Source organism: Erythrobacter sp. YT30 (assembly GCF_001542875.1).
Classification (GTDB): Bacteria; Pseudomonadota; Alphaproteobacteria; order Sphingomonadales; family Sphingomonadaceae; genus Erythrobacter.
Genome location: NZ_LMAF01000002.1, coordinates 266503 through 284482 on the forward strand (window position 1 = coordinate 266503; position 17980 = coordinate 284482).

A 17980-nucleotide genomic window follows, 5' to 3' on the forward strand; every position below is an offset into this window, starting at 1 on the left:
GCCCAAACTGTCCAATCTTTTAGACATATGGGATGTCAGTTAGTTTAGAAATGGGGGCAAAGCAGCCTTTCAAAGTGCGCATGGTCGCGCGCCGCAACCGGCTGTTTGCGCATCCCAGATTTCAATATTGGTGCGCGCGCATCCCCGGCCTCAAGCGCATTGCAAAAGCGCGCGCGGGCGCGATGTTCGATCTGGTTGTCGGCTTTTCCTATTACCAAGTGCTGCGCGCCGTTGTTGATGCTGAACTGCTGCCAGTCCTGCGCGACGGGCCACTGACTGCCGCCGAAATTGCTCCGCGCATTGATCTGAGCGAAGCGGCCACTCTCACTCTGCTGCGCGCGGCGCGTTCGGTGATGCTGTCCGAAGAAGTGCTGCCCGATCAATGGATGCTGGGTGAGCAAGGCGCGGTTCTGGTTGATGACCTGGGCACGCAGGCCATGGTCCGGCATCACCGCCTGCTTTACGCCGATGGCGCTGATCCGCTGGCGCTGTTGAAAGCGGATCGGAAAGAACCGACCCAGCTTTCCAATTATTGGTCCTATGCAGGCGCGCTGCACGGCACGGCGGAACGCGGGGAGGATACGCACGAATATTCAGAACTGATGGCAACATCTCAGAACTTCGTCGCAAATGAGGTGCTTGCTTCATTCAAATTCCCGCGCACAGGTAGGCAGTTGGACGTGGGCGGCGGGCACGGCGCGTTTATTCGGCGTGTCGGGGCTGCCTATCCCGATCTCCAATTTGGGCTGTTCGATTTACCGCAAGTTGTGGAAAGCGGCGCGCGCGCAGCTGCCGAAACTCTGGGCGCGGTGCGCGTCACAGCGCATCCCGGTAACTTCTTCGAGGATGCGATCCCCGAAGGCTACGATCTCGTCTCGCTTGTGCGGATTCTGCACGATCACGACGACGAACCAGCACAGCAATTGCTTGATAATATTCGCAAAAGCCTTGCACCCGGCGCCAGGCTGATGATCGCTGAACCCATGGCGAGAGTGCCCGGCGCAGAGCCGATGGGAGAGGCATTCTTCGGCTTCTATCTGTGGGCCATGGGCTCTGGTCGCCCCCGCAGCGCGGAGGAGATCACAACTATGCTCAAACGCGCCGGATTTGCCCGCATTCGCCCTGTCGCGACAGCGCAACCGGTCATCGCCAGCATAATTGTCGCGTCTGCCTGACAATATTGTGTATGATCAGTTTGACACTTTGGGTTGTCAGGCGTAGTCAACTCTTGGGATCAGTGGTTTTTACATTGCGTGAGTCGCAACAAAGCGGCGCAGCGCGGTGCAATGCCGACGTATTTTGAGAGGCGGTCCCGATGGACACACTGGCGGTAATTCTTGAGCAACCTGAGCGCCTTGCGCTTCGGGAGCTTGAGTTGACGCCGGTTGGACCATCCGATGTGGTCGTCGACATCCAGTGGAGCGGGATCAGCTCCGGCACCGAAAAGCTGCTTTGGACCGGCAAAATGCCGCAATTTCCCGGCATGGGTTATCCCCTCGTTCCCGGATATGAGAGTATCGGACGCGTGGTGGAAACCGGCGCGGATGCGCGTGGCCGGATGGGTGACTGGGTGTTTGTGCCCGGCGCCAATTGTTACGAAGGCGCGCGCGGCCTGTTCGGCGGCACGGCGAGCCGCGTTGTGGTTCCTTCGGCAAGAGCCTTCCCGATCCCCGAACGCATTGGCGAAGCTGGCGTTTTGTGCGCGCTTTCGGCCACGGCGCTTCACGCAATCAACGGCGGTACTCCGCCAGACCTTATAATCGGTCACGGCGTCTTGGGCAGACTGCTCGCCCGGCTGACCATCGCCTTGGGCGCTCCTGCTCCAGTCGTTTGGGAAACGCAGGAACACCGGCGGACAGGCGCATCGGGCTACCATGTCATTGCCCCCAATGAAGACGCGCACCGCGATTACAAATCGATCTACGATGTCAGCGGTGATGCGAGCATCTTGGATGGCCTGATCGGACGCCTTGAAAAAGGCGGCGAGATTACGCTTGCAGGCTTTTACGCAGGCCGGATCGATTTCGCCTTTGCCCCCGCGTTCCAGGCCGAGGCACGCTTGCGCATCGCGGCAGAATGGAAGCCATCCGACCTCACCGCGATCCGCGCGATGATCGAATGCCGGCGGCTTGATCTTGGCGGCCTGATTTCAACGCGCCGCCCCGCACACGAGGCAGCCGATGCCTATCCGCAGGCTTTCAACGATCCTGATTGCCTCAAAATGATTCTCGATTGGAGTGACGCTGCATGAGCATGCTTGAAACACAGGCCGAAAAGCTGCGCGACGAAGCCGCTCAAGAGCCTGATCCCGTGCACACAGGCGAAGCGACCAGCGAGACGCAAGTCATTGCTATCTATGGCAAAGGCGGTTCGGGTAAAAGCTTCGCGCTTTCCAATCTCAGCTATATGATGGCGCAGCAGGGCAAGCGCGTTCTCCTCATCGGCTGCGATCCGAAGTCGGACACGACCAGCCTGCTGTTCGGCGGGAAATCCTGCCCCACGATCATCGAAACCTCCTCCAAGAAGAAACTCGCTGGCGAGGACGTCACCATCGAAGATGTGTGCTTCCAGCGCGATGGCGTTTTCGCGATGGAACTCGGCGGTCCCGAAGTTGGTCGCGGCTGCGGTGGTCGCGGGATCATCCATGGTTTTGAACTGCTCGAAAAGCTGGGCTTTCATGAATGGGGCTTTGACTACGTCCTCCTCGATTTTCTCGGTGACGTCGTGTGCGGCGGGTTCGGCCTGCCGATTGCGCGCGACATGTGCCAGAAAGTGATCGTGGTCGGATCGAACGACCTCCAATCGCTCTACGTTGCCAACAATGTCTGTCACGCGGTAGAATACTTCCGCAAAATGGGCGGGAATGTCGGCGTTGCCGGCATGATCGTGAACAAGGATGATGGCACCGGCGAAGCGCAGGCTTTTGCCAAAGCGGTCGATATTCCAGTGCTGACAGCAATTCCGGCGGATGAGGATATTCGCCGCAAGTCGGCCAATTACCAGATCATAGGAAAGCCCGGCGGCGAGTGGGGTAGCCTGTTTGAGGAACTCGCCACGAATGTCGCCGAGGCACCGCCGCGCCAACCCTCCCCTCTCGATCAGGATGGCCTGCTCGACCTGTTCAGCCCGGAAGATACGGGCGGAAATGTCGAGCTGATCCCGGCCACCCAGGCCGACATGCGCGGCGGAGTTTTTGAAGAAAAACCCTCACTCGAAGTGATTTACGACGAAGTTTGATGAGCGATTTGCCCGCCTCGAATGCGCAACGCAGCCCTGACACGCTCGATATGAGCGGCGGTGGTGATGCAAACGGCGGCGCGTGCTCCAGCAAGGAAACGATGCTGGATGCTGCACGCGAGGCAGGCAAAAGCGACATCCTCGATCAATATGCAGCCGACTATCCGGTCGATCCGGAACGCGGTCCGCATGATCAACCGCAATCGATGTGCCCGGCCTTTGGGTCGCTCCGGGTGGGCCTTCGCATGAAGCGCACGGCCACCGTTCTGTCGGGTTCGGCCTGCTGCGTTTATGGCCTCACTTTCACTTCGCATTTCTACGGCGCGCGCCGGACGGTGGGCTATGTGCCGTTCTCGTCCGAAACGCTCGTCACCGGAAAGCTGTTTGAAGACATCAAGGAAGCGGTCGAAGATCTCGCCGATCCTGAACTGTACGACGCGATCGTGGTCACAAACCTGTGCGTCCCCACGGCCAGCGGCGTTCCGCTGCGCCTCCTCAAAAAGCAGATCAACGGCGTGCGCATTATTGGGATTGATGTGCCGGGGTTTGGCATCCCAACGCACGCCGAAGCTAAAGACGTGCTCGCAGGCGCGATGCTCGCCTATGCGCGCGAAGAAGTCAGCGCGGGCCCCGTTGCGGCTCCCAAGGAGCGTTCGGACAAGCCTTCGATTACGCTGCTTGGCGAGATGTTCCCCGCTGATCCGGTGGTCATCGGCCGGATGCTCGAACCGCTTGGCCTTGCTGCAGGCCCGGTTGTACCGACGCGCGAATGGCGCGAGCTTTATTCAGCGCTCGATTGCGCGGCTGTCGCGGCAATTCACCCATTCTACACCGCCTCAATCCGTGAATTTGAACACGCTGGCCGTCCGATTATCGGCTCTGCGCCCGTCGGTGCTGACGGCACGGCGGCATGGCTTCAATCCATCGGCGACACGCTCGGCCTTCGCCAAGAAGCCGTTGATGGCGTCAAAAACGCGATGGTCGGCGCTTGCAAGGGCGCTTTGGCGCAAATGCCTATCAAGGGCCGGATCACCGTATCGGGCTATGAAGGCTCGGAACTTCTGGTCGCGCGCTTGCTCATCGAAAGCGGCGCGGACGTGCCCTATGTCGGCAGCGCTTGCCCACGTACCAAATGGTCGGATGCGGATCGCGAATGGCTCGAAGCACGCGGCGTCCACGTCAATTTCCGCGCGAGCCTTGAAGACGATATCGCGGCTGTCGAAGAATACGAACCCGATCTCGCAGTCGGCACCACGCCCGTTGTCCAGCACGCCAAGGCGAAGGCCATTCCGGCGCTCTATTTCACAAATCTTATCTCGGCTCGCCCCCTCATGGGACCGGCTGGAGCCGGGAGCCTCGCGCAGGTCGTTAACGCGGCCATATCGAATAAGGATCGGTTCGATAAAATGCGCGAATTTTTCAAAGGCGTCGGCACCGATCACGCCGCCGGCGTGTGGGAAGATGTGCCGGTAGACCGGCCCAAATTCCGCAAGAAATACGCAGCCTTGAACGAAGCGGCGCGCAAAGCGTCAGAGGCGGTGGGCACATGACACTCGTCTTGGACCATGATCGCGCAGGCGGCTATTGGGGCGCAACTTACGTCTTCACTGCGGTGAAAGGCCTGCAAGTCATCATCGATGGCCCGGTGGGTTGCGAAAACCTCCCGGTGACCAGCGTATTGCACTACACAGACGCCCTTCCCCCGCATGAATTGCCGATTGTGGTGACTGGCCTCGGCGAAGAAGAGCTTGGCAAAACGGGCACCGAAGGCGCGATGAAACGCGCTTGGAAAACGCTCGATCCGGAGCTCCCGGCCGTGGTGGTGACCGGATCCATTGCCGAAATGATCGGCGGCGGCGTGACGCCTGAGGGCACCAACATCAAACGCTTCCTGCCGCGCACCATTGATGAGGATCAGTGGGAATCAGCAGACCGCGCGCTCACCTGGTTGTGGACCGAGTTTGGACCAAAGAAGGCCGTCAAACCAAAGCAACGCAAAGAGGGCGAAAAGCCGGTCGTCAACATCATTGGCCCATCCTATGGCATGTTCAACACGCCATCCGATCTCGCGGAAATCCGCCGCCTCGTCGAAGGGATCGGGGCAGAGATTGGCGTGGTCTTCCCGCTGGGTTGTCACCTTGCCGATATCCGCGCGCTGGGCACGGCGGATGCCAATGTCTGCATGTACCGCGAGTTTGGTCGCAATCTGTGCGAGACATTAGACCGGCCCTATTTCCAGGCGCCCATCGGACTTTCCTCGACAACCAAATTCCTTCGCGCACTGGGCGCGGAGCTGGGCCTTGATCCAGAACCCTTTATTGAGCGCGAGAAGCACACCACGATCAAGCCGCTTTGGGATCTGTGGCGTTCGGTGACGCAGGATTTCTTTGGCACGGCAAGCTTCGGCATTGTCGCGAACGAAACCTATGCGCGCGGCGTTCGCCACTTCCTTGAAGAGGATATGGGCCTGCCTTGCGCATTCGACTTCGCGCGCTGTGCGGGCGTCAAACCCGCCAATGACGAAGTGCGCGAGGCCATCCATGCAGGGCCGCCACTCGTCGTGTTCGGCTCTTACAATGAACGCATGTATCTGGCGGAAACCGGGCAAGGACTGGGGCCGCAGGCTCAATTCATCCCCGCAAGTTTCCCTGGCGCTGCAATCCGCCGCCACACGGGCACTCCCTTCATGGGATATGCCGGCGCGACATACCTTGTGCAGGAAGTGTGCAATGCGCTGTTCGACGCGCTGTTCCACATTCTGCCGCTCGGCACCGATATGGACCGCACCGAGGCTACGCCCGCGCGCACCCTTGCCGAAGTCACATGGACCGAAGAGGCTAAAGCGCTGCTCGATGAGCTTGTCGAAGCGCAGCCCGTTCTGGTGCGCATTTCGGCCGCCAAACGCATGCGCGATGCGGCAGAGACCGCGGCACGCCAAAAAGGGCAGGCCGAAGTGACAATCGATTGCCTTGCCGTATTCCGCACATCGCACAAATCAGAGGGCAAGACACAAAAGCCCGAGTTTGAAGGAGAATCCGCATGATTGATGCCATCTCCTCGCTCACACAGTTCACTCATCCGAGATTGCCTGGGGATCGGGCACATCCAATCCACGTGGGGGATCACGCGGGGATGTCGACCGGGGGCTTTGCTCCCACTCCAACAGCAAAAAACGGAGATTATCAATGAATGATCCGGAACGCGTCGGGGTCCACCTGACGTCAGAAGAAGCGCAGGAAATCCATAAGGGTTTCATGGGCACTTTTGGCCTCTACGTGGCCATTGCGCTTGTCGCGCATGCACTCGTGTATTTCGACAAGCCCTGGTTCCCAATCTGATCAGTTCCGCTTTGCGCCGCAGGCTTCGGGCTCTTCGCCGGTCGCCTGGCATGAAACGCATCTGACAAAATCAAAGGAATTTTCTCATGTGGAGAATTTGGTTCTATTTCGATATCCGGCGGGCGCTGGTGGGTCTGCATGTCGCACTTGCTGTGCTGGCATTCACCATCCACTTCATCCTGCTCAGCACGGATAAATACAACTGGCTGGACGACTCCCAGATCAAGGGTGCCGGTCCTGCAACAACTGCTGTGGTTGAATCGTCGGAAACCCCGACACTCAGCTGACGCAGAGCGAAATGTGAGGGGGCAGGTTCGCCTGCCTGCCTCCTAACAATCGGCTAGAAATTTCTCAGAACCCGTCAATTGGACGGGAAGGATGGACCTATGGCGCTCCTTAGTTTTGAGCGGAAATACCGCGTGCGCGGTGGCACATTGATCGGCGGCGACCTTTTCGACTTCTGGGTCGGCCCGTTTTATGTCGGCTTCTTTGGGGTGACGACGGCCATCAGCGCTCTTCTTGGCACAATGCTGATCTTTGCAGCAGCCGCAGACGGCCCCACACTTAATCCCTGGCTGATCGACATTCAGCCACCTCCCATAGACGAAGGCCTTGCAATCGCTCCCTTGAGGGAAGGCGGTTACTGGCAATGGATCACCGTTTGCGCGGTCATCGCATTTTCTTCCTGGGTGGGAAGGCAAGCAGAAATCAGCCGCAAGCTGGGCATGAGCTATCATATCCCGATCGCGTTTTCGGTCGCTGTGTTTGCCTACGTTACGCTTAACGTAATCCGGCCTGTCTGGATGGGCGCATGGGGACATGCATTCCCATATGGCATCTGGTCGCACCTCGATTGGGTTTCGAACACCGGATATATGTTTGTGAATTTCCACTACAATCCGGTGCACATGCTGGCGATCACGTTCTTCTTCACGAACTGCCTTGCGCTTGCACTTCATGGCGGTCTGGTGCTCTCCGCAGTCAATCCGTCTGACGGGACTGATGTGAAGACACCCGAATACGAAGACACCTATTTCCGCGATTTCATCGGCTATTCGGTCGGCACGCTGGGCATTCACCGCGTCGGATTGTTTCTCGCGCTGAACGCCGGTTTCTGGAGCGCAATCTGCATTGTGATTTCAGGCACGCTGGTCACCGGCAGCTGGGTCGATTGGTGGGATTGGTGGAAAGAAATCCCGGTCTGGTCGTGAGGAGCAACTGAACAATGGCTACATATCAAAACATCTTCACCCAGGTTCAGGTAAAGGCCCCAGCCGAAATGGGTGTCCCGCACCGCGACAACAGTGAGCCGCGGATTGCGGCCACGGGCTATAGCTACTGGATGGGTAAATTCGGGCAGGCTCAGCTTGGCCCTGTCTATCTCGGCTGGCTTGGCATGATCTCCATCGCGTTCGGCACAGCTGCGATTGTTATCATCGGCCTTAACATGGCGGCTGATGTCGGATGGAGCCCGCAGGCTTTCATGCGCGAGTTTTTCTGGCTTTCGCTTGATCCTCCGGGCCCTGAATACGGCTTTAGCCCATTCGTGCCTCTTAATGAGGGCGGCTGGTTCATCATGACTGGCGCATTCCTCACCATATCGGTGCTGTGCTGGCTGGCGCGGACATATTACCGGGCGAAAGCTCTGGGTATGGGACTGCACATCTTCTGGGCGTTTGCGTCGGCCATCTGGCTGTTTGCGGTGCTGGGCTTTATCCGCCCACTCCTGCTCGGCAGCTGGGCCGAAGCGGTGCCTTATGGCGTTTTCCCGCACCTTGATTGGACCAACAACTTTTCGCTGATTTACGGGAACCTGTTCTACAATCCATTCCACGCATTATCGATTGTATTCCTGTATGGTTCGGCGATCCTGTTTGCCATGCACGGCGCGACGATCCTTGCAGTGGGCCGGTATGGCGGTGAGCGCGAGATCGAACAGATCACCGATCGCGGCACAGCCTCCGAACGCGCCGGCCTGTTCTGGCGCTGGACGATGGGCTTTAACGCATCGATGGAATCGATCCACCGCTGGGCGTGGTGGTTTGCAGTGCTGACGACGCTGACAGGCGGCATCGGCATCCTGCTCACCGGTACCGTGGTCGATAACTGGTATGTCTGGGCGCAGGAGCATTACTACGCGCCCAAATAACCAGGCAGCAATTGCTGACCCGTGCGTGGGCAGAGGTCGATGCGGATCTTCCTCAGCATTAGCGCAAGGGTCATCCCCGAAGCCCGGCCCCTCTATAATGAGTGGCCGGGCTTTTTCTTTGTGTCGGCGGGAAACCGCAGCAGAAAGACTTGTTGGACGCTCTCTGGCTCGAGCTCATCTCAGTGTGAGGATACGGAGCACGGAGCGTTCGGCCAGAATCTCAGGCTCGCTCGGTGAGCTTTCGTAGACCGCACGGCGCCTCTACTGAGCTGGAGGCATTCGGGCTTTCAAATCCATGACATGCAGCGGGAATGACAGCGCAAGCGGCAGCGCGATCCAGTACCATGGCGCGCCCACCAATGCGGCGCGAAGGCCGAGCACGATCAGCGCCGCTGTTCCCAAAAGCGTGAAGATGGGCTTCCAATCCCAACACCGCGTGCGAAGCCAAAGAGCCTCGCAAAACAGAACAGCCAGGATGAGGTCGGCCGCATGTCCCCGCTCAAAAAGCCAGTGCAGGGCTATGTCAGCCATTGATGAGCAGCGCGCTCAGACAAGGGGCGTATTCAGCGCGCGGCTCGCCGCCTCTGTTCGCCCGGCAAAGCTCAGCCAAAGGGCGCGTTCAGATCAACGATTGCCCAATTGAGCACAGCGGCCACGCTCACCCATGCAAGATATGGCACAAGCGAAAGGCTCGCGATGCGCGAATACCGGCCGCAATAGATCATCAGGCCGATGATTGAGAGCCACAACACGCTTACTTCCACCATTGCCCAGTCGGGACGTTGGAGGCGGAAGAACAGAAGGCTCCAAACGATATTCAGCGCGCCGTTTACCGCAAACAGAGTGATCACACGCTGGGCCACTCGCGCGGTTGGTGCAGCACGCCATGCAGTGATGCCGGAGACCGTGATGAGACCAAAGACCGCGGTCCAGATCATCGCGAACATCGGATCAGGCGGCGTCCAGGAAGGCTTTGCGAGGCTTTGATACCACGGCCCTGTGTCCGTCATGCTGGCGCCCAGTGCCGCCACAAAAAGCGCGGCAATCGTTGCCAGAACGATCGGAATCACCAGCGTTGCTCGAACTGCCACTTGCATCACCGTGTCGCCTCTCTCAGCCCAAGAAGGTGGGCTGTATCCTTCAGGAATATCTTCACATGCGCCATAGGCTTGGATCGCACGAGCTTCTTGTTCATGTACGCCTGCCAGGTGAGGTGCTGGACGTCCTTGTCATCGCACATGGTCACAAATCGCTCGCGCCGTTTGTCGCTTGAATACCAGAAATACTGCATCATGCCGAGAATCCAGAAGACGCGGCCATGATCTTTCATGAAGCGTTTGCGCGCGGTCTTGAGCGCTTTTGCTTCCCCGGTTTTTAGGAATTGGCTCGCAGCCTCTGCGACATATCTCCCGCCCGTCATCGCGTAGTAAATGCCTTCACCCGATGCCGGCGCGACGATCCCGGCGGCATCGCCAGCGACAATCACATCGCGGCCATTGTCCCATTTTTTGAGCGGCTTCAGCGGTATCGGTGCGCCCTCGCGGCGGACCGTTTCGCACCGGGAAAGGCCCAGATCATCGCGCATGGTTGAAACGGCTCCACGAAGGGAGAAGCCTTTGTTCGCGCTTCCCACGCCAATGCTGGCGGTTTCGCCATGCGGGAAAACCCAGGCGTAGAAATCGGGAGACAATCGGCCCTGATAGAAGACATCGCAACGCGCGCCGTCGAAGGCGTCGGTGTCATTGTCGGGCGATTTGATGATCTCGTGATAGGCAAACACGCATTTCACGCGTTCGGCATCGGGCAGGCTCTGTTTTGCCACCGAAGATCGCGCCCCGTCCGCACCGATAATGCAGCGGGCTCTCACGCTCTCTAGCTCACCCCCGCGCTGTCTGCGAAATGTCACCAAGGGATGTTGGCTGTCATCACGCTCGATCTTCTCAAAAGTTGCCGCCAGCCTTTCCGCACCCGACATGCGCGCGCGCTCACGCAGCCATTCGTCGAACTCATCGCGATCCACCATCCCGACATAGCCAATCTCACCCACCGGCATATCGACCGCGCGGCCCGAAGGCGCGATCATGCGCGCAGAACGGGCGCGGGCAACCAGCAGGCTTTGCGGGACGTCGAAATCGGCAAGCATTCGCGGGGGCACCGCGCCGCCGCAGGGTTTGATCCGCCCTCCCCGTTCCATCAGCAGAACAGAGTGACCGGCCAGCGCCAAATCAGTCGCGGCGATGGCGCCGGCCGGCCCGCCGCCTATTACGACGGCATCATAAATAGTCTCTGTCATGCGAAAACCTCCGCTTCGGGATCGGGTTGAATGGGTTGGGTGGTAGGGCTCCTGCGGGCGGGCGCAGAGATCAGCAGAGCAAGGAGGGCCGCCGCTACGAACAGCAAGCCTTCAAAGGCGAAGACTATCTGATAAGCGCGGCCCACATCGCCCAAAATGAGGAGCGCAATATCGCGGCCTGCCGCGCCGAGGAAACCGGCAAATCCGAACGCAATCGCCTGTGATGCGCCCCATACGCCCATGCGTACGCCCTCACGGGTTTTCTCGCCTGCGCCGGCAAGGCCCATCATTGCCCCGATCGCAGCGACCGCGAACACGCCGTTGCAGAAACCAAGAAACAGCACATTGGCAGTGAGCGGCCAGCCCGGCCCGATCATCGCTCCCGCGGCAAGCCCGGCAAGTCCAATCGCCGAGCCAACGCAGCCGCTTACGATCCAGAATCTCAAATCGCTAGGAAGTCGCGCCTGAAACGCGCTGCCTCCAATGCCTGCGACAATCATGCCGACAAGTCCGCCTGCATTGAGCATGCCGCCCAATTGCGTGGAGTCGCCGGGAGCCATGCCGAAAATCTGTCCCGCAAATGGCTCCAGGATCAGGTCTTGCATGTTGTACGCCATCATCGAGACGAAGATGAAAATGGTGAAGCGCCGCGCGGCGCGCTCAGCAAAGATCTCGCGGATGGCGACGCGGAAATCGGGGGCTTCGCCTGATTTATACGTCTCCTCGAACGAGTGATGCCCGCTATCAAGCCGCCACGTCGCGATGACAGTGATGGCGATGGCGACTGCTGCGAGAGTGACAGCCACTTCGATCAATCGCTCGGGCGAAAAAGGTTTGATCGCCGCGCCCACAGTGATGGCGGAAGCGACGATCCCGGCGATCATCATGATCCAAGTGAGAGCAGCGGCAGGTGCGCGCCGTTCCGGTGCGACACTTGATGCGAGTAGCGCAAGCGCCGAAGTGCCCGCGGCGCCCACTCCAACACCGATGATCGTGTATCCAAGGATTGCGAGCGCGAAAGCGGCAGTGGATGCCTCTACCATCATCAATGTCGCTTGCGTCGCGAGCAAAGCGCCGCCCGCAAGCACCACCATTCCGCCGATGATCCACGGCGTGCGGCTTTTGCCCTGATCGGAGCCATGCCCCCATAACGGGCGGCCCAGTTGTACGGCGTAATGCCAAGCGACGAGGCCCGCAGGTATCGCGGCCACCAGACCGTATTCGACGACCATCAAACGGTTGAGCACCGTGGTCGCCATCATCACGAGCGCGCCGATAGATGCCTGCACCAGGCCTATGCGGGCAATCGCGAACCAGCTGAAACCAGCAGAAGCGTTCGAAGACAAAGCCAGGGTAGCCATCAGATATAGCCCCCCAGCCCCAGCGCCGCCGCCAGCATGCCAAGCACGTAAAGCGTCACGCCTACGCCGTTATACCACGGCGCGTATTTTGCAGGATTGCTCAAAAGGCGGGGCATCGCGGCGATCTGCGCGATCAAGACGCCCGCGACGGCCAGTGCCGAGATCGTGTAGCCCCAGGCGGCGAGCAGGGCGATGACGATCACTTGGGACGCGGCCATCGTCAGGCATGCGAGCCGCGCTGCTCCACTTACGCCAAGTGTGACCGGAAGCGATTTGAGGCCCGTTGCCCGGTCGCCCTCGACAGCCTTGAAATCGTTCAATGTCATGATGCCGTGCGCGCCGATGCTGTAGAGCGCGATCACGGTGAGAACTTGCGCAGAAGGCAAAGCGCCCAGCATCACAGTTGCGCCTGTAAACCAGCTCAATCCCTCATAGGTGAAGCCGACTACGGCGGGGCCTGTCCATCCGCTCGTCTTGAACCGAAAAGGCGGCGCGGAATAAGCCCAGGCGAGTGCGAGGCCAACCAATCCGGCAATGAACACGAGCGGACCCAGCGCCCAGGCAACCGCAGCCGATACAGCTGTACCGATGAGAGCGATGTAGAGACCCCAGCGCCCGGCGACACGACCCGACGGGATGGGGCGATCCGGTTCATTGATGGCATCGACATGGCGATCGAACCAGTCATTTACGGCCTGACTTGTCCCGCAAACCAGCGGGCCTGCTAGTAGAATTCCGCCAGCAACAAACCACATGCGGCCATCCAGTCCCGCTCCTGAAGAGACGGCACCGCACATAAAAGCCCACATGGGAGGAAACCAGGTGATCGGACGAAGAAGCTGCACAACATCGCGGAGCGCCGGTAGGGGCGCAGCGCGAGTCGAAACGGCCTGCCTGTCCATCTGGGCAGAGTACGTATGACACTCTAAGGCGTCAAATTATTTTGACACTATATTCTGACTGTCTCGCGCTTTTGACACCAAATGCGATCAAAAGGCTGAAAATCAGTCGTCGTGCATGACAATTGGCCAGCCGAATGACCGCACGCTTTCCACGATTTGAAGGGTGTTGGCGCCGGTTTCAGGCACGCGCTCTGAGCAGAGACCTACTCGCCTTCGCTCGGCAAATTTCCGAGGCCATAGCGATGAAGCTTGGAATAGAGGCTCTGGCGCGAAAGTCCGAGGATCTCAGCTGCCGAAGCGCGATTGTCCGATGTGTATGACAGCGCCGCCTCGATGCACAATCGCTCAATCAAATCGGTGCTTTCGCGGACAATGTCCTTAAGCGACATCCGCCCCACGAGATCGGTGAGTTGTTCAACCGAACGCGGCAGATCCTGCGATCCGGGAGGCAGATCGCGCAGGCGCCTTCCAATCGGTCGGATGACAAAGGCATAAAGCGGTTCGTCACCCCCGCTGCGCACAGCGGAAAGCTCCACCGGTTCACCATCGATTTCATTGCCCGAACGCAGCACCGTGCTGACATTGCGAGCAGCGCCATATTGATCGATCTGACCCTCTATTAGGTCGAGATCAATGCCCGGTCTGCCGATGTTTTCAGACAGGTGCTGACCGCGCAATTGATCGAGGCTGGCGGCATTCACCAACTCGACAAAGGCATTGTTCGCGTTGACAATTTCCAGATTGCTGTTGGCCACAACAAAGGCATCCGGCATGTTATCGACCAGATCAGCGATCGGCGAGGTTTCGGCCAAGGCGTTCTCCTCGGCCGGGACCAGGCGAACAAGCAGATATTGCCCGCGATCCTGCGTGAAGCCGGAAAACGATGCGGTGACTTCGCGCGAACCCTTGGCGATCTTGATAGTCGCAGGGCCAATCGCTTCGGATGCGAGCGCCGCGCCGACGAGTGCCTGCACCGCATCACGCGATGATCTGTCCACAAGACTGAGCAATTTCTTGCCCGGAAGACTGCCCAGACGCGCACCCACCAGACTGTGCGCCGAAGGGTTGGCTTCGCGAATGCGCAGGCTCGATGCTTCCACAATCATCACAGGCTCTGCCGAAAGATCGAACAGCATGCGATAGCGCGATTCCAGCTGGCGCATTCTCAGGTAATCGCGCTCAAGTGATTGTTGTACTTGCAAAAGTCGTTGCTGGAGCTTGCCCGCTTCCCGCAGATCGCGGCCAAAGGCGATAAAGTGCTCGCCGCCATTGACGCTCAATACGGCATAGCGGATCGGCACATCGCCATTGCGTGTAGGATGATTGACCTGGCGCCAATGCTGTACCTCTCCGCGTCGTGCGGCGGCCAGCATTTCCATGATCTTGGGCCGGCTTTCGTCGGTAACCGTCTCGATCCAGTTTTCACCCACCCAATTCTCAAAATCGGGGAAATCCTTGGGATCAAACGCCGCATCCAGAATGGTGCCGGTATCATCGAGAACAAGCGTGACATCGCCCGCCACCATGGCGAGTTTCTTCGCTGCATCGGCATCCAGGCTATCGAACAGCCCGGAAGCTGCGCCGAAGGGGTTTTTCCCTTCAATGGAGTGCTTGCGTGTGAGCATCTTGTTCTTCGCCTACCGCAATGTGAGCGCTTTATGCGCGGACGCTTCGACTAGGCTTTCCGCCAGTTTCAGTGCGTCACGTGCGTTTATGGCGGTACCATCCGCACCCACCTCGTCAACAAGGCCGGGATTGGCATTGACCATGTTTCCACCGATCAGGATGAAAACGTCCGGATTGGCCGATACGCCGCGCATGGTTTTTACCAGGCTGGCAATCGCCGAAATCGGGCTGTCGCGCGTAATCGTAAGGCCGACGAGATCGAACGGCTTTTTCGAAAGCTGATCGAGCAATTCGCGGCGCTGAGGTTTAACAATGACTTCGCTCAACCATCCCGCCTTCGCGAAAATCTCATCGATCATTTGCGCGCCGAATGCGTGGGGATCGCCCGGAATGGGCGAGAATAGCGCGGTGCCGGGAATAACATTGCGCGGCGTCTTCGTCGGCACGCGAGCCGAAAGAGAGCGCATGACTTCCTGAAGGCGCCACAATCCCATTGTGACATCGACAAAGTCGCACTCATCTTCGCACCACATCTCGCCCAGTTTTCTGGCGGCAGGCGCCAGAACATCGACGCAAATCGTTTCGAAATCGATGCCTTGGTTCAGGAACTCATCGATATGTTCGAGGAGATCGGCGGCTTCCATCTGAAGAGGAAGCAATGCAAAATCAGATGTCTGAATGGAAATCTCCAGTGCAGAGGCTGGGTCAGGCGCGGGATCAAGCGTGGCGGCATGCGCCATCATCAGACGGGGTATAATTTCCCCTTCTATCGCACTGTTAACCGGATCCATCGACAAGGTCTTTGCCAGCGCACCTTCCGAAAAAGCGGCAAATGACACCTCGTCATCGGGCTTTGATTTTGCTCTTCCCAGCGAGCGATCCATGACCTTGCGTATGGCTGCAGACGAGGCGCCAAACATGGTTTCAGTGTTGGGTGACTGCCGCTTTGAGCCTTTGCCGCTGGGTCGTGTCATAGCAGACCCTCCTCGGGCCTTGTGGGCAGCAAATGCATCGCGCTTAGCAGTTGCAACCGTGCCGAACGCATATCGCAAGATCGCGAGTCCTTCGTCCGTCAAGCAGGCCTTACGCTGAAATTGTCATTTCCGCAATGACCGCCCGTTTTTCGCCCCTGTGTGTAAGTTTAACTGTACGTCAATAAGAGTTGACACCCCGGGTGTAAGGGGCGTACTTCGCTGAGTCTGTGAGAAAAGGTTTTCACCTAATTATGACTCGGACGGATCACGCATCCCCGGTCGACACGACGGCAATCGGATCGCCGCCGAACGATAAAGAGGGATCAAGCGCAACGCTCTATTCGCCTGCTGAAAGGCGGCGGCGTGATGAGTCGCGTTGGACCCTGGTTCAGGGGATCCTCGCACCCGTCCAATTTGTTGTTTTCCTGATCAGCCTTGGATTGGTGATCCGCACGCTTGCAACAGGCGAAGGTGCGTTCGCTGCCGATCTTTCCATCGTGATCAAGACAATGGTGCTCTACGCCATCATGGTGACCGGATCGATCTGGGAAAAGGTCGTGTTCGGCAAATGGCTGTTCGCGCCCGCCTTCTTCTGGGAAGATGTTTTCTCGATGGCGGTGCTCGCCCTGCATACGCTGTATCTGGTGATGCTGTTTAGCGGCATTGGCACAGTTGAGCAGCGTTTGGGCGTCGCGCTTGCCGCCTATGCGACTTATGTGATCAATGCTGGCCAGTTCCTGTGGAAGCTGCGTATGGCGAGGCTTGAGGGTTCTGCCCACAAGGCGGTGCCAGCATGAGCGTCGCGACCACCCTCCCCGGCTGCGATGCCCCGCTCGCCAAAGCGGATACGGATGACGCGCGCCCAATCCTGCGCGAGCGCGGACAACGCGAAGTATTCTGCGGGCTAACCGGCATCGTCTGGCTGCACCGCAAGATGCAGGATGCGTTCTTCCTCGTCGTAGGCTCGCGCACCTGTGCGCACTTACTGCAATCGGCAGCGGGCGTCATGATCTTTGCAGAGCCACGCTTTGCGACCGCGATCATGGAAGAGCGTGACCTTGCCGGAATGGTCGATGCTCAGGATGAGCTTGACCGAGTGGTTGATCGCCTGCTTGCACGGCGGCCCGATATCAAGACGCTGTTCCTCGTCGGTTCGTGCCCGTCTGAAGTGATCAAGCTCGATCTTGCCAAAGCTGCGGAACGCCTCGGCGCGCGGCATATGCCTGATGTTTGTATCCTGAATTATTCAGGCAGCGGGATTGAGACGACGTTCACCCAAGGCGAGGATGCTTGCCTTGCAGCGCTAGTGCCCGAAATGCCCATGCTGGCAGAAGACGCGCTGCAAGAGCTGCTGATTGTCGGCGCGCTTCCTGACATTGTTGAAGATCAATTCCTGCGCCTCTTTGATCAGCTTGGCATCAAGCGCGTCGGCGTGCTTCCAGCGCGCAACGCTCGCAAATTGCCCGCATTGGGGCCGAACACGCGCTATATCCTCGCCCAGCCTTTCCTCGCAGAAACGGCCATGGCTCTGGAAAGCCGCGGCGCCAAGCGGATTGAGGCGCTCTTTCCGTTCGGCGCGGAAGGCACCTCGGACTGGCTTCGCGCCGCCGCAAACGCTTTCGGCATTGATCCTGCTCACACCGAGCAAGTGATAACGCCCGGCCGCGAACGGGCAAAACTCGCGATTGAGCATTCGCGCGCCGCGCTCGAAGGCAAACGCATCAGCTTCCTGCCGGATTCGCAATTGGAAGTGCCACTTGCGCGTTTCCTCGCCACGGAACTCGGCATGGAGCCGGTTGAAGTAGGTACGCCCTATCTCCACCGCGGACACTGCGCAGGCGATCTGGCGCTGCTGCCTGAAACGACCCGGATCAGCGAAGGCCAGCACGTCGACAACCAATTGGACCGCGTGCGCGCTGACAGGCCCGATCTCACAGTATGCGGCCTCGGCCTTGCAAACCCACTCGAAGCCGAAGGTTTCACGACCAAATGGGCGATTGAACTCGTCTTTTCGCCCATTCACGGTTTCGATCAGGCAGGCGACCTTGCAGAACTCTTCGCGCGGCCCCTGCGCCGCCGAGACAGGCTGGAGGTGTAACG

18 protein-coding genes are annotated in these 17980 nt (G+C 59.0%); 11 read left to right on the forward strand and 7 right to left on the reverse strand.

Translation table 11 applies throughout. The annotated features are described in order from the left end of the window. The first annotated feature begins 32 nt into the window (after positions 1-32). The 9 genes from AUC45_RS06045 (at position 33) to pufM (ending at position 8724) form a co-directional block, all read left to right on the forward strand. Positions 33-1175, forward strand: coding sequence for a methyltransferase (locus AUC45_RS06045; RefSeq protein WP_156423771.1), 1143 nt, complete (start codon positions 33-35; stop codon positions 1173-1175). A 140-nt stretch (positions 1176-1315) separates the two neighbouring features. Continuing rightward, entirely contained in the window at positions 1316-2251 is a 936-nt protein-coding gene (gene bchC, locus AUC45_RS06050; RefSeq protein WP_067599840.1) for a chlorophyll synthesis pathway protein BchC, read from the forward strand. Continuing rightward, entirely contained in the window at positions 2248-3237 is a 990-nt protein-coding gene (locus AUC45_RS06055) for a chlorophyllide a reductase iron protein subunit X (RefSeq protein WP_067599843.1), read from the forward strand. The genes bchC and AUC45_RS06055 overlap by 4 nt, the downstream gene beginning before the upstream one ends. Then, complete coding sequence (gene bchY, locus AUC45_RS06060; protein WP_082700997.1) at positions 3237-4787, forward strand: chlorophyllide a reductase subunit Y; 1551 nt, start codon at positions 3237-3239, stop codon at positions 4785-4787. Before AUC45_RS06055 ends, bchY begins: the two co-directional genes overlap by 1 nt. Beyond that, positions 4784-6280, forward strand: coding sequence for a chlorophyllide a reductase subunit Z (gene bchZ, locus AUC45_RS06065; protein WP_067599846.1), 1497 nt, complete (start codon positions 4784-4786; stop codon positions 6278-6280). The genes bchY and bchZ overlap by 4 nt, the downstream gene beginning before the upstream one ends. Positions 6281-6422: 142 nt before the next feature. Next, the gene (pufB, locus tag AUC45_RS15505) at positions 6423-6575 is read left to right on the forward strand and encodes a light-harvesting antenna LH1, beta subunit (RefSeq protein ID WP_082700998.1); all 153 of its coding nucleotides are present in this window, start codon (positions 6423-6425) and stop codon (positions 6573-6575) included. A gap of 86 nt (positions 6576-6661) precedes the next feature. After that, positions 6662-6862, forward strand: a complete 201-nt coding sequence (gene pufA / locus AUC45_RS06070; RefSeq protein WP_067599849.1) for a light-harvesting antenna LH1, alpha subunit — start codon at positions 6662-6664, stop codon at positions 6860-6862. A gap of 99 nt (positions 6863-6961) precedes the next feature. After that, positions 6962-7786, forward strand: coding sequence for a photosynthetic reaction center subunit L (gene pufL / locus AUC45_RS06075; protein WP_067599852.1), 825 nt, complete (start codon positions 6962-6964; stop codon positions 7784-7786). A 14-nt stretch (positions 7787-7800) separates the two neighbouring features. Further along, on the forward strand, positions 7801-8724 hold the full coding sequence (gene pufM, locus AUC45_RS06080) for a photosynthetic reaction center subunit M (RefSeq protein WP_067599855.1): 924 nt from the start codon (positions 7801-7803) through the stop codon (positions 8722-8724). 261 nt (positions 8725-8985) lie between these two features. Here pufM and AUC45_RS06085 read toward each other — a convergent pair whose 3' ends face one another. The 7 genes from AUC45_RS06085 to AUC45_RS06115 all read right to left on the reverse strand — a co-directional run bounded on the left by AUC45_RS06085 (position 8986) and on the right by AUC45_RS06115 (position 15880). Further along, on the reverse strand, positions 8986-9255 hold the full coding sequence (locus AUC45_RS06085) for a hypothetical protein (RefSeq protein WP_067599858.1): 270 nt from the start codon (positions 9253-9255) through the stop codon (positions 8986-8988). Between the two features lie 71 nt (positions 9256-9326). Next, the gene (locus AUC45_RS06090; RefSeq protein ID WP_067599861.1) at positions 9327-9821 is read right to left on the reverse strand and encodes a TspO/MBR family protein; all 495 of its coding nucleotides are present in this window, start codon (positions 9819-9821) and stop codon (positions 9327-9329) included. Further along, positions 9821-11017: a geranylgeranyl diphosphate reductase gene (locus AUC45_RS06095; RefSeq protein ID WP_067599864.1), complete on the reverse strand. Its 1197-nt coding sequence runs from the start codon at positions 11015-11017 to the stop codon at positions 9821-9823. Before AUC45_RS06095 ends, AUC45_RS06090 begins: the two co-directional genes overlap by 1 nt. Continuing rightward, a complete protein-coding gene (locus AUC45_RS06100) occupies positions 11014-12378 on the reverse strand; it encodes a BCD family MFS transporter (RefSeq protein WP_067599867.1) in 1365 nt (454 codons plus the stop codon). The genes AUC45_RS06095 and AUC45_RS06100 overlap by 4 nt, the downstream gene beginning before the upstream one ends. Continuing rightward, entirely contained in the window at positions 12378-13280 is a 903-nt protein-coding gene (gene chlG, locus AUC45_RS06105; RefSeq protein WP_067599870.1) for a chlorophyll synthase ChlG, read from the reverse strand. Before chlG ends, AUC45_RS06100 begins: the two co-directional genes overlap by 1 nt. A gap of 203 nt (positions 13281-13483) precedes the next feature. Further along, on the reverse strand, positions 13484-14905 hold the full coding sequence (ppsR, locus tag AUC45_RS06110; RefSeq protein WP_067599873.1) for a transcriptional regulator PpsR: 1422 nt from the start codon (positions 14903-14905) through the stop codon (positions 13484-13486). Between the two features lie 12 nt (positions 14906-14917). Further along, positions 14918-15880, reverse strand: a complete 963-nt coding sequence (locus AUC45_RS06115) for a B12-binding domain-containing protein (protein ID WP_233998552.1) — start codon at positions 15878-15880, stop codon at positions 14918-14920. Between the two features lie 251 nt (positions 15881-16131). On the opposite strand from AUC45_RS06115, the gene bchF reads away from it, so the two are divergent. Further along, a complete protein-coding gene (bchF, locus tag AUC45_RS06120; RefSeq protein ID WP_082700999.1) occupies positions 16132-16677 on the forward strand; it encodes a 2-vinyl bacteriochlorophyllide hydratase in 546 nt (181 codons plus the stop codon). Further along, positions 16674-17978, forward strand: a complete 1305-nt coding sequence (locus tag AUC45_RS06125; RefSeq protein WP_067599876.1) for a ferredoxin:protochlorophyllide reductase (ATP-dependent) subunit N — start codon at positions 16674-16676, stop codon at positions 17976-17978. The genes bchF and AUC45_RS06125 overlap by 4 nt, the downstream gene beginning before the upstream one ends. Positions 17979-17980: the final 2 nt, after the last annotated feature.

Bases quoted from the DNA above. Each gene is read 5' to 3' on its own strand.
- AUC45_RS06115 (WP_233998552.1), bottom strand. From the start codon at position 15,880: ATGACACGACCCAGCGGCAAAGGCTCAAAGCGGCAGTCACCCAACACT.
- pufB (WP_082700998.1), top strand. From the start codon at position 6,423: ATGAATGATCCGGAACGCGTCGGGGTCCACCTGACGTCAGAAGAAGCG.
- pufM (WP_067599855.1), top strand. From the start codon at position 7,801: ATGGCTACATATCAAAACATCTTCACCCAGGTTCAGGTAAAGGCCCCA.
- bchF (WP_082700999.1), top strand. From the start codon at position 16,132: ATGACTCGGACGGATCACGCATCCCCGGTCGACACGACGGCAATCGGA.
- AUC45_RS06045 (WP_156423771.1), top strand. From the start codon at position 33: ATGTCAGTTAGTTTAGAAATGGGGGCAAAGCAGCCTTTCAAAGTGCGC.
- pufL (WP_067599852.1), top strand. From the start codon at position 6,962: ATGGCGCTCCTTAGTTTTGAGCGGAAATACCGCGTGCGCGGTGGCACA.
- AUC45_RS06125 (WP_067599876.1), top strand. From the start codon at position 16,674: ATGAGCGTCGCGACCACCCTCCCCGGCTGCGATGCCCCGCTCGCCAAA.
- chlG (WP_067599870.1), bottom strand. From the start codon at position 13,280: ATGGACAGGCAGGCCGTTTCGACTCGCGCTGCGCCCCTACCGGCGCTC.
- AUC45_RS06090 (WP_067599861.1), bottom strand. From the start codon at position 9,821: ATGCAAGTGGCAGTTCGAGCAACGCTGGTGATTCCGATCGTTCTGGCA.
- AUC45_RS06100 (WP_067599867.1), bottom strand. From the start codon at position 12,378: ATGGCTACCCTGGCTTTGTCTTCGAACGCTTCTGCTGGTTTCAGCTGG.
- AUC45_RS06085 (WP_067599858.1), bottom strand. From the start codon at position 9,255: ATGGCTGACATAGCCCTGCACTGGCTTTTTGAGCGGGGACATGCGGCC.
- bchY (WP_082700997.1), top strand. From the start codon at position 3,237: ATGAGCGATTTGCCCGCCTCGAATGCGCAACGCAGCCCTGACACGCTC.
- bchC (WP_067599840.1), top strand. From the start codon at position 1,316: ATGGACACACTGGCGGTAATTCTTGAGCAACCTGAGCGCCTTGCGCTT.
- AUC45_RS06055 (WP_067599843.1), top strand. From the start codon at position 2,248: ATGAGCATGCTTGAAACACAGGCCGAAAAGCTGCGCGACGAAGCCGCT.
- AUC45_RS06095 (WP_067599864.1), bottom strand. From the start codon at position 11,017: ATGACAGAGACTATTTATGATGCCGTCGTAATAGGCGGCGGGCCGGCC.
- bchZ (WP_067599846.1), top strand. From the start codon at position 4,784: ATGACACTCGTCTTGGACCATGATCGCGCAGGCGGCTATTGGGGCGCA.
- pufA (WP_067599849.1), top strand. From the start codon at position 6,662: ATGTGGAGAATTTGGTTCTATTTCGATATCCGGCGGGCGCTGGTGGGT.
- ppsR (WP_067599873.1), bottom strand. From the start codon at position 14,905: ATGCTCACACGCAAGCACTCCATTGAAGGGAAAAACCCCTTCGGCGCA.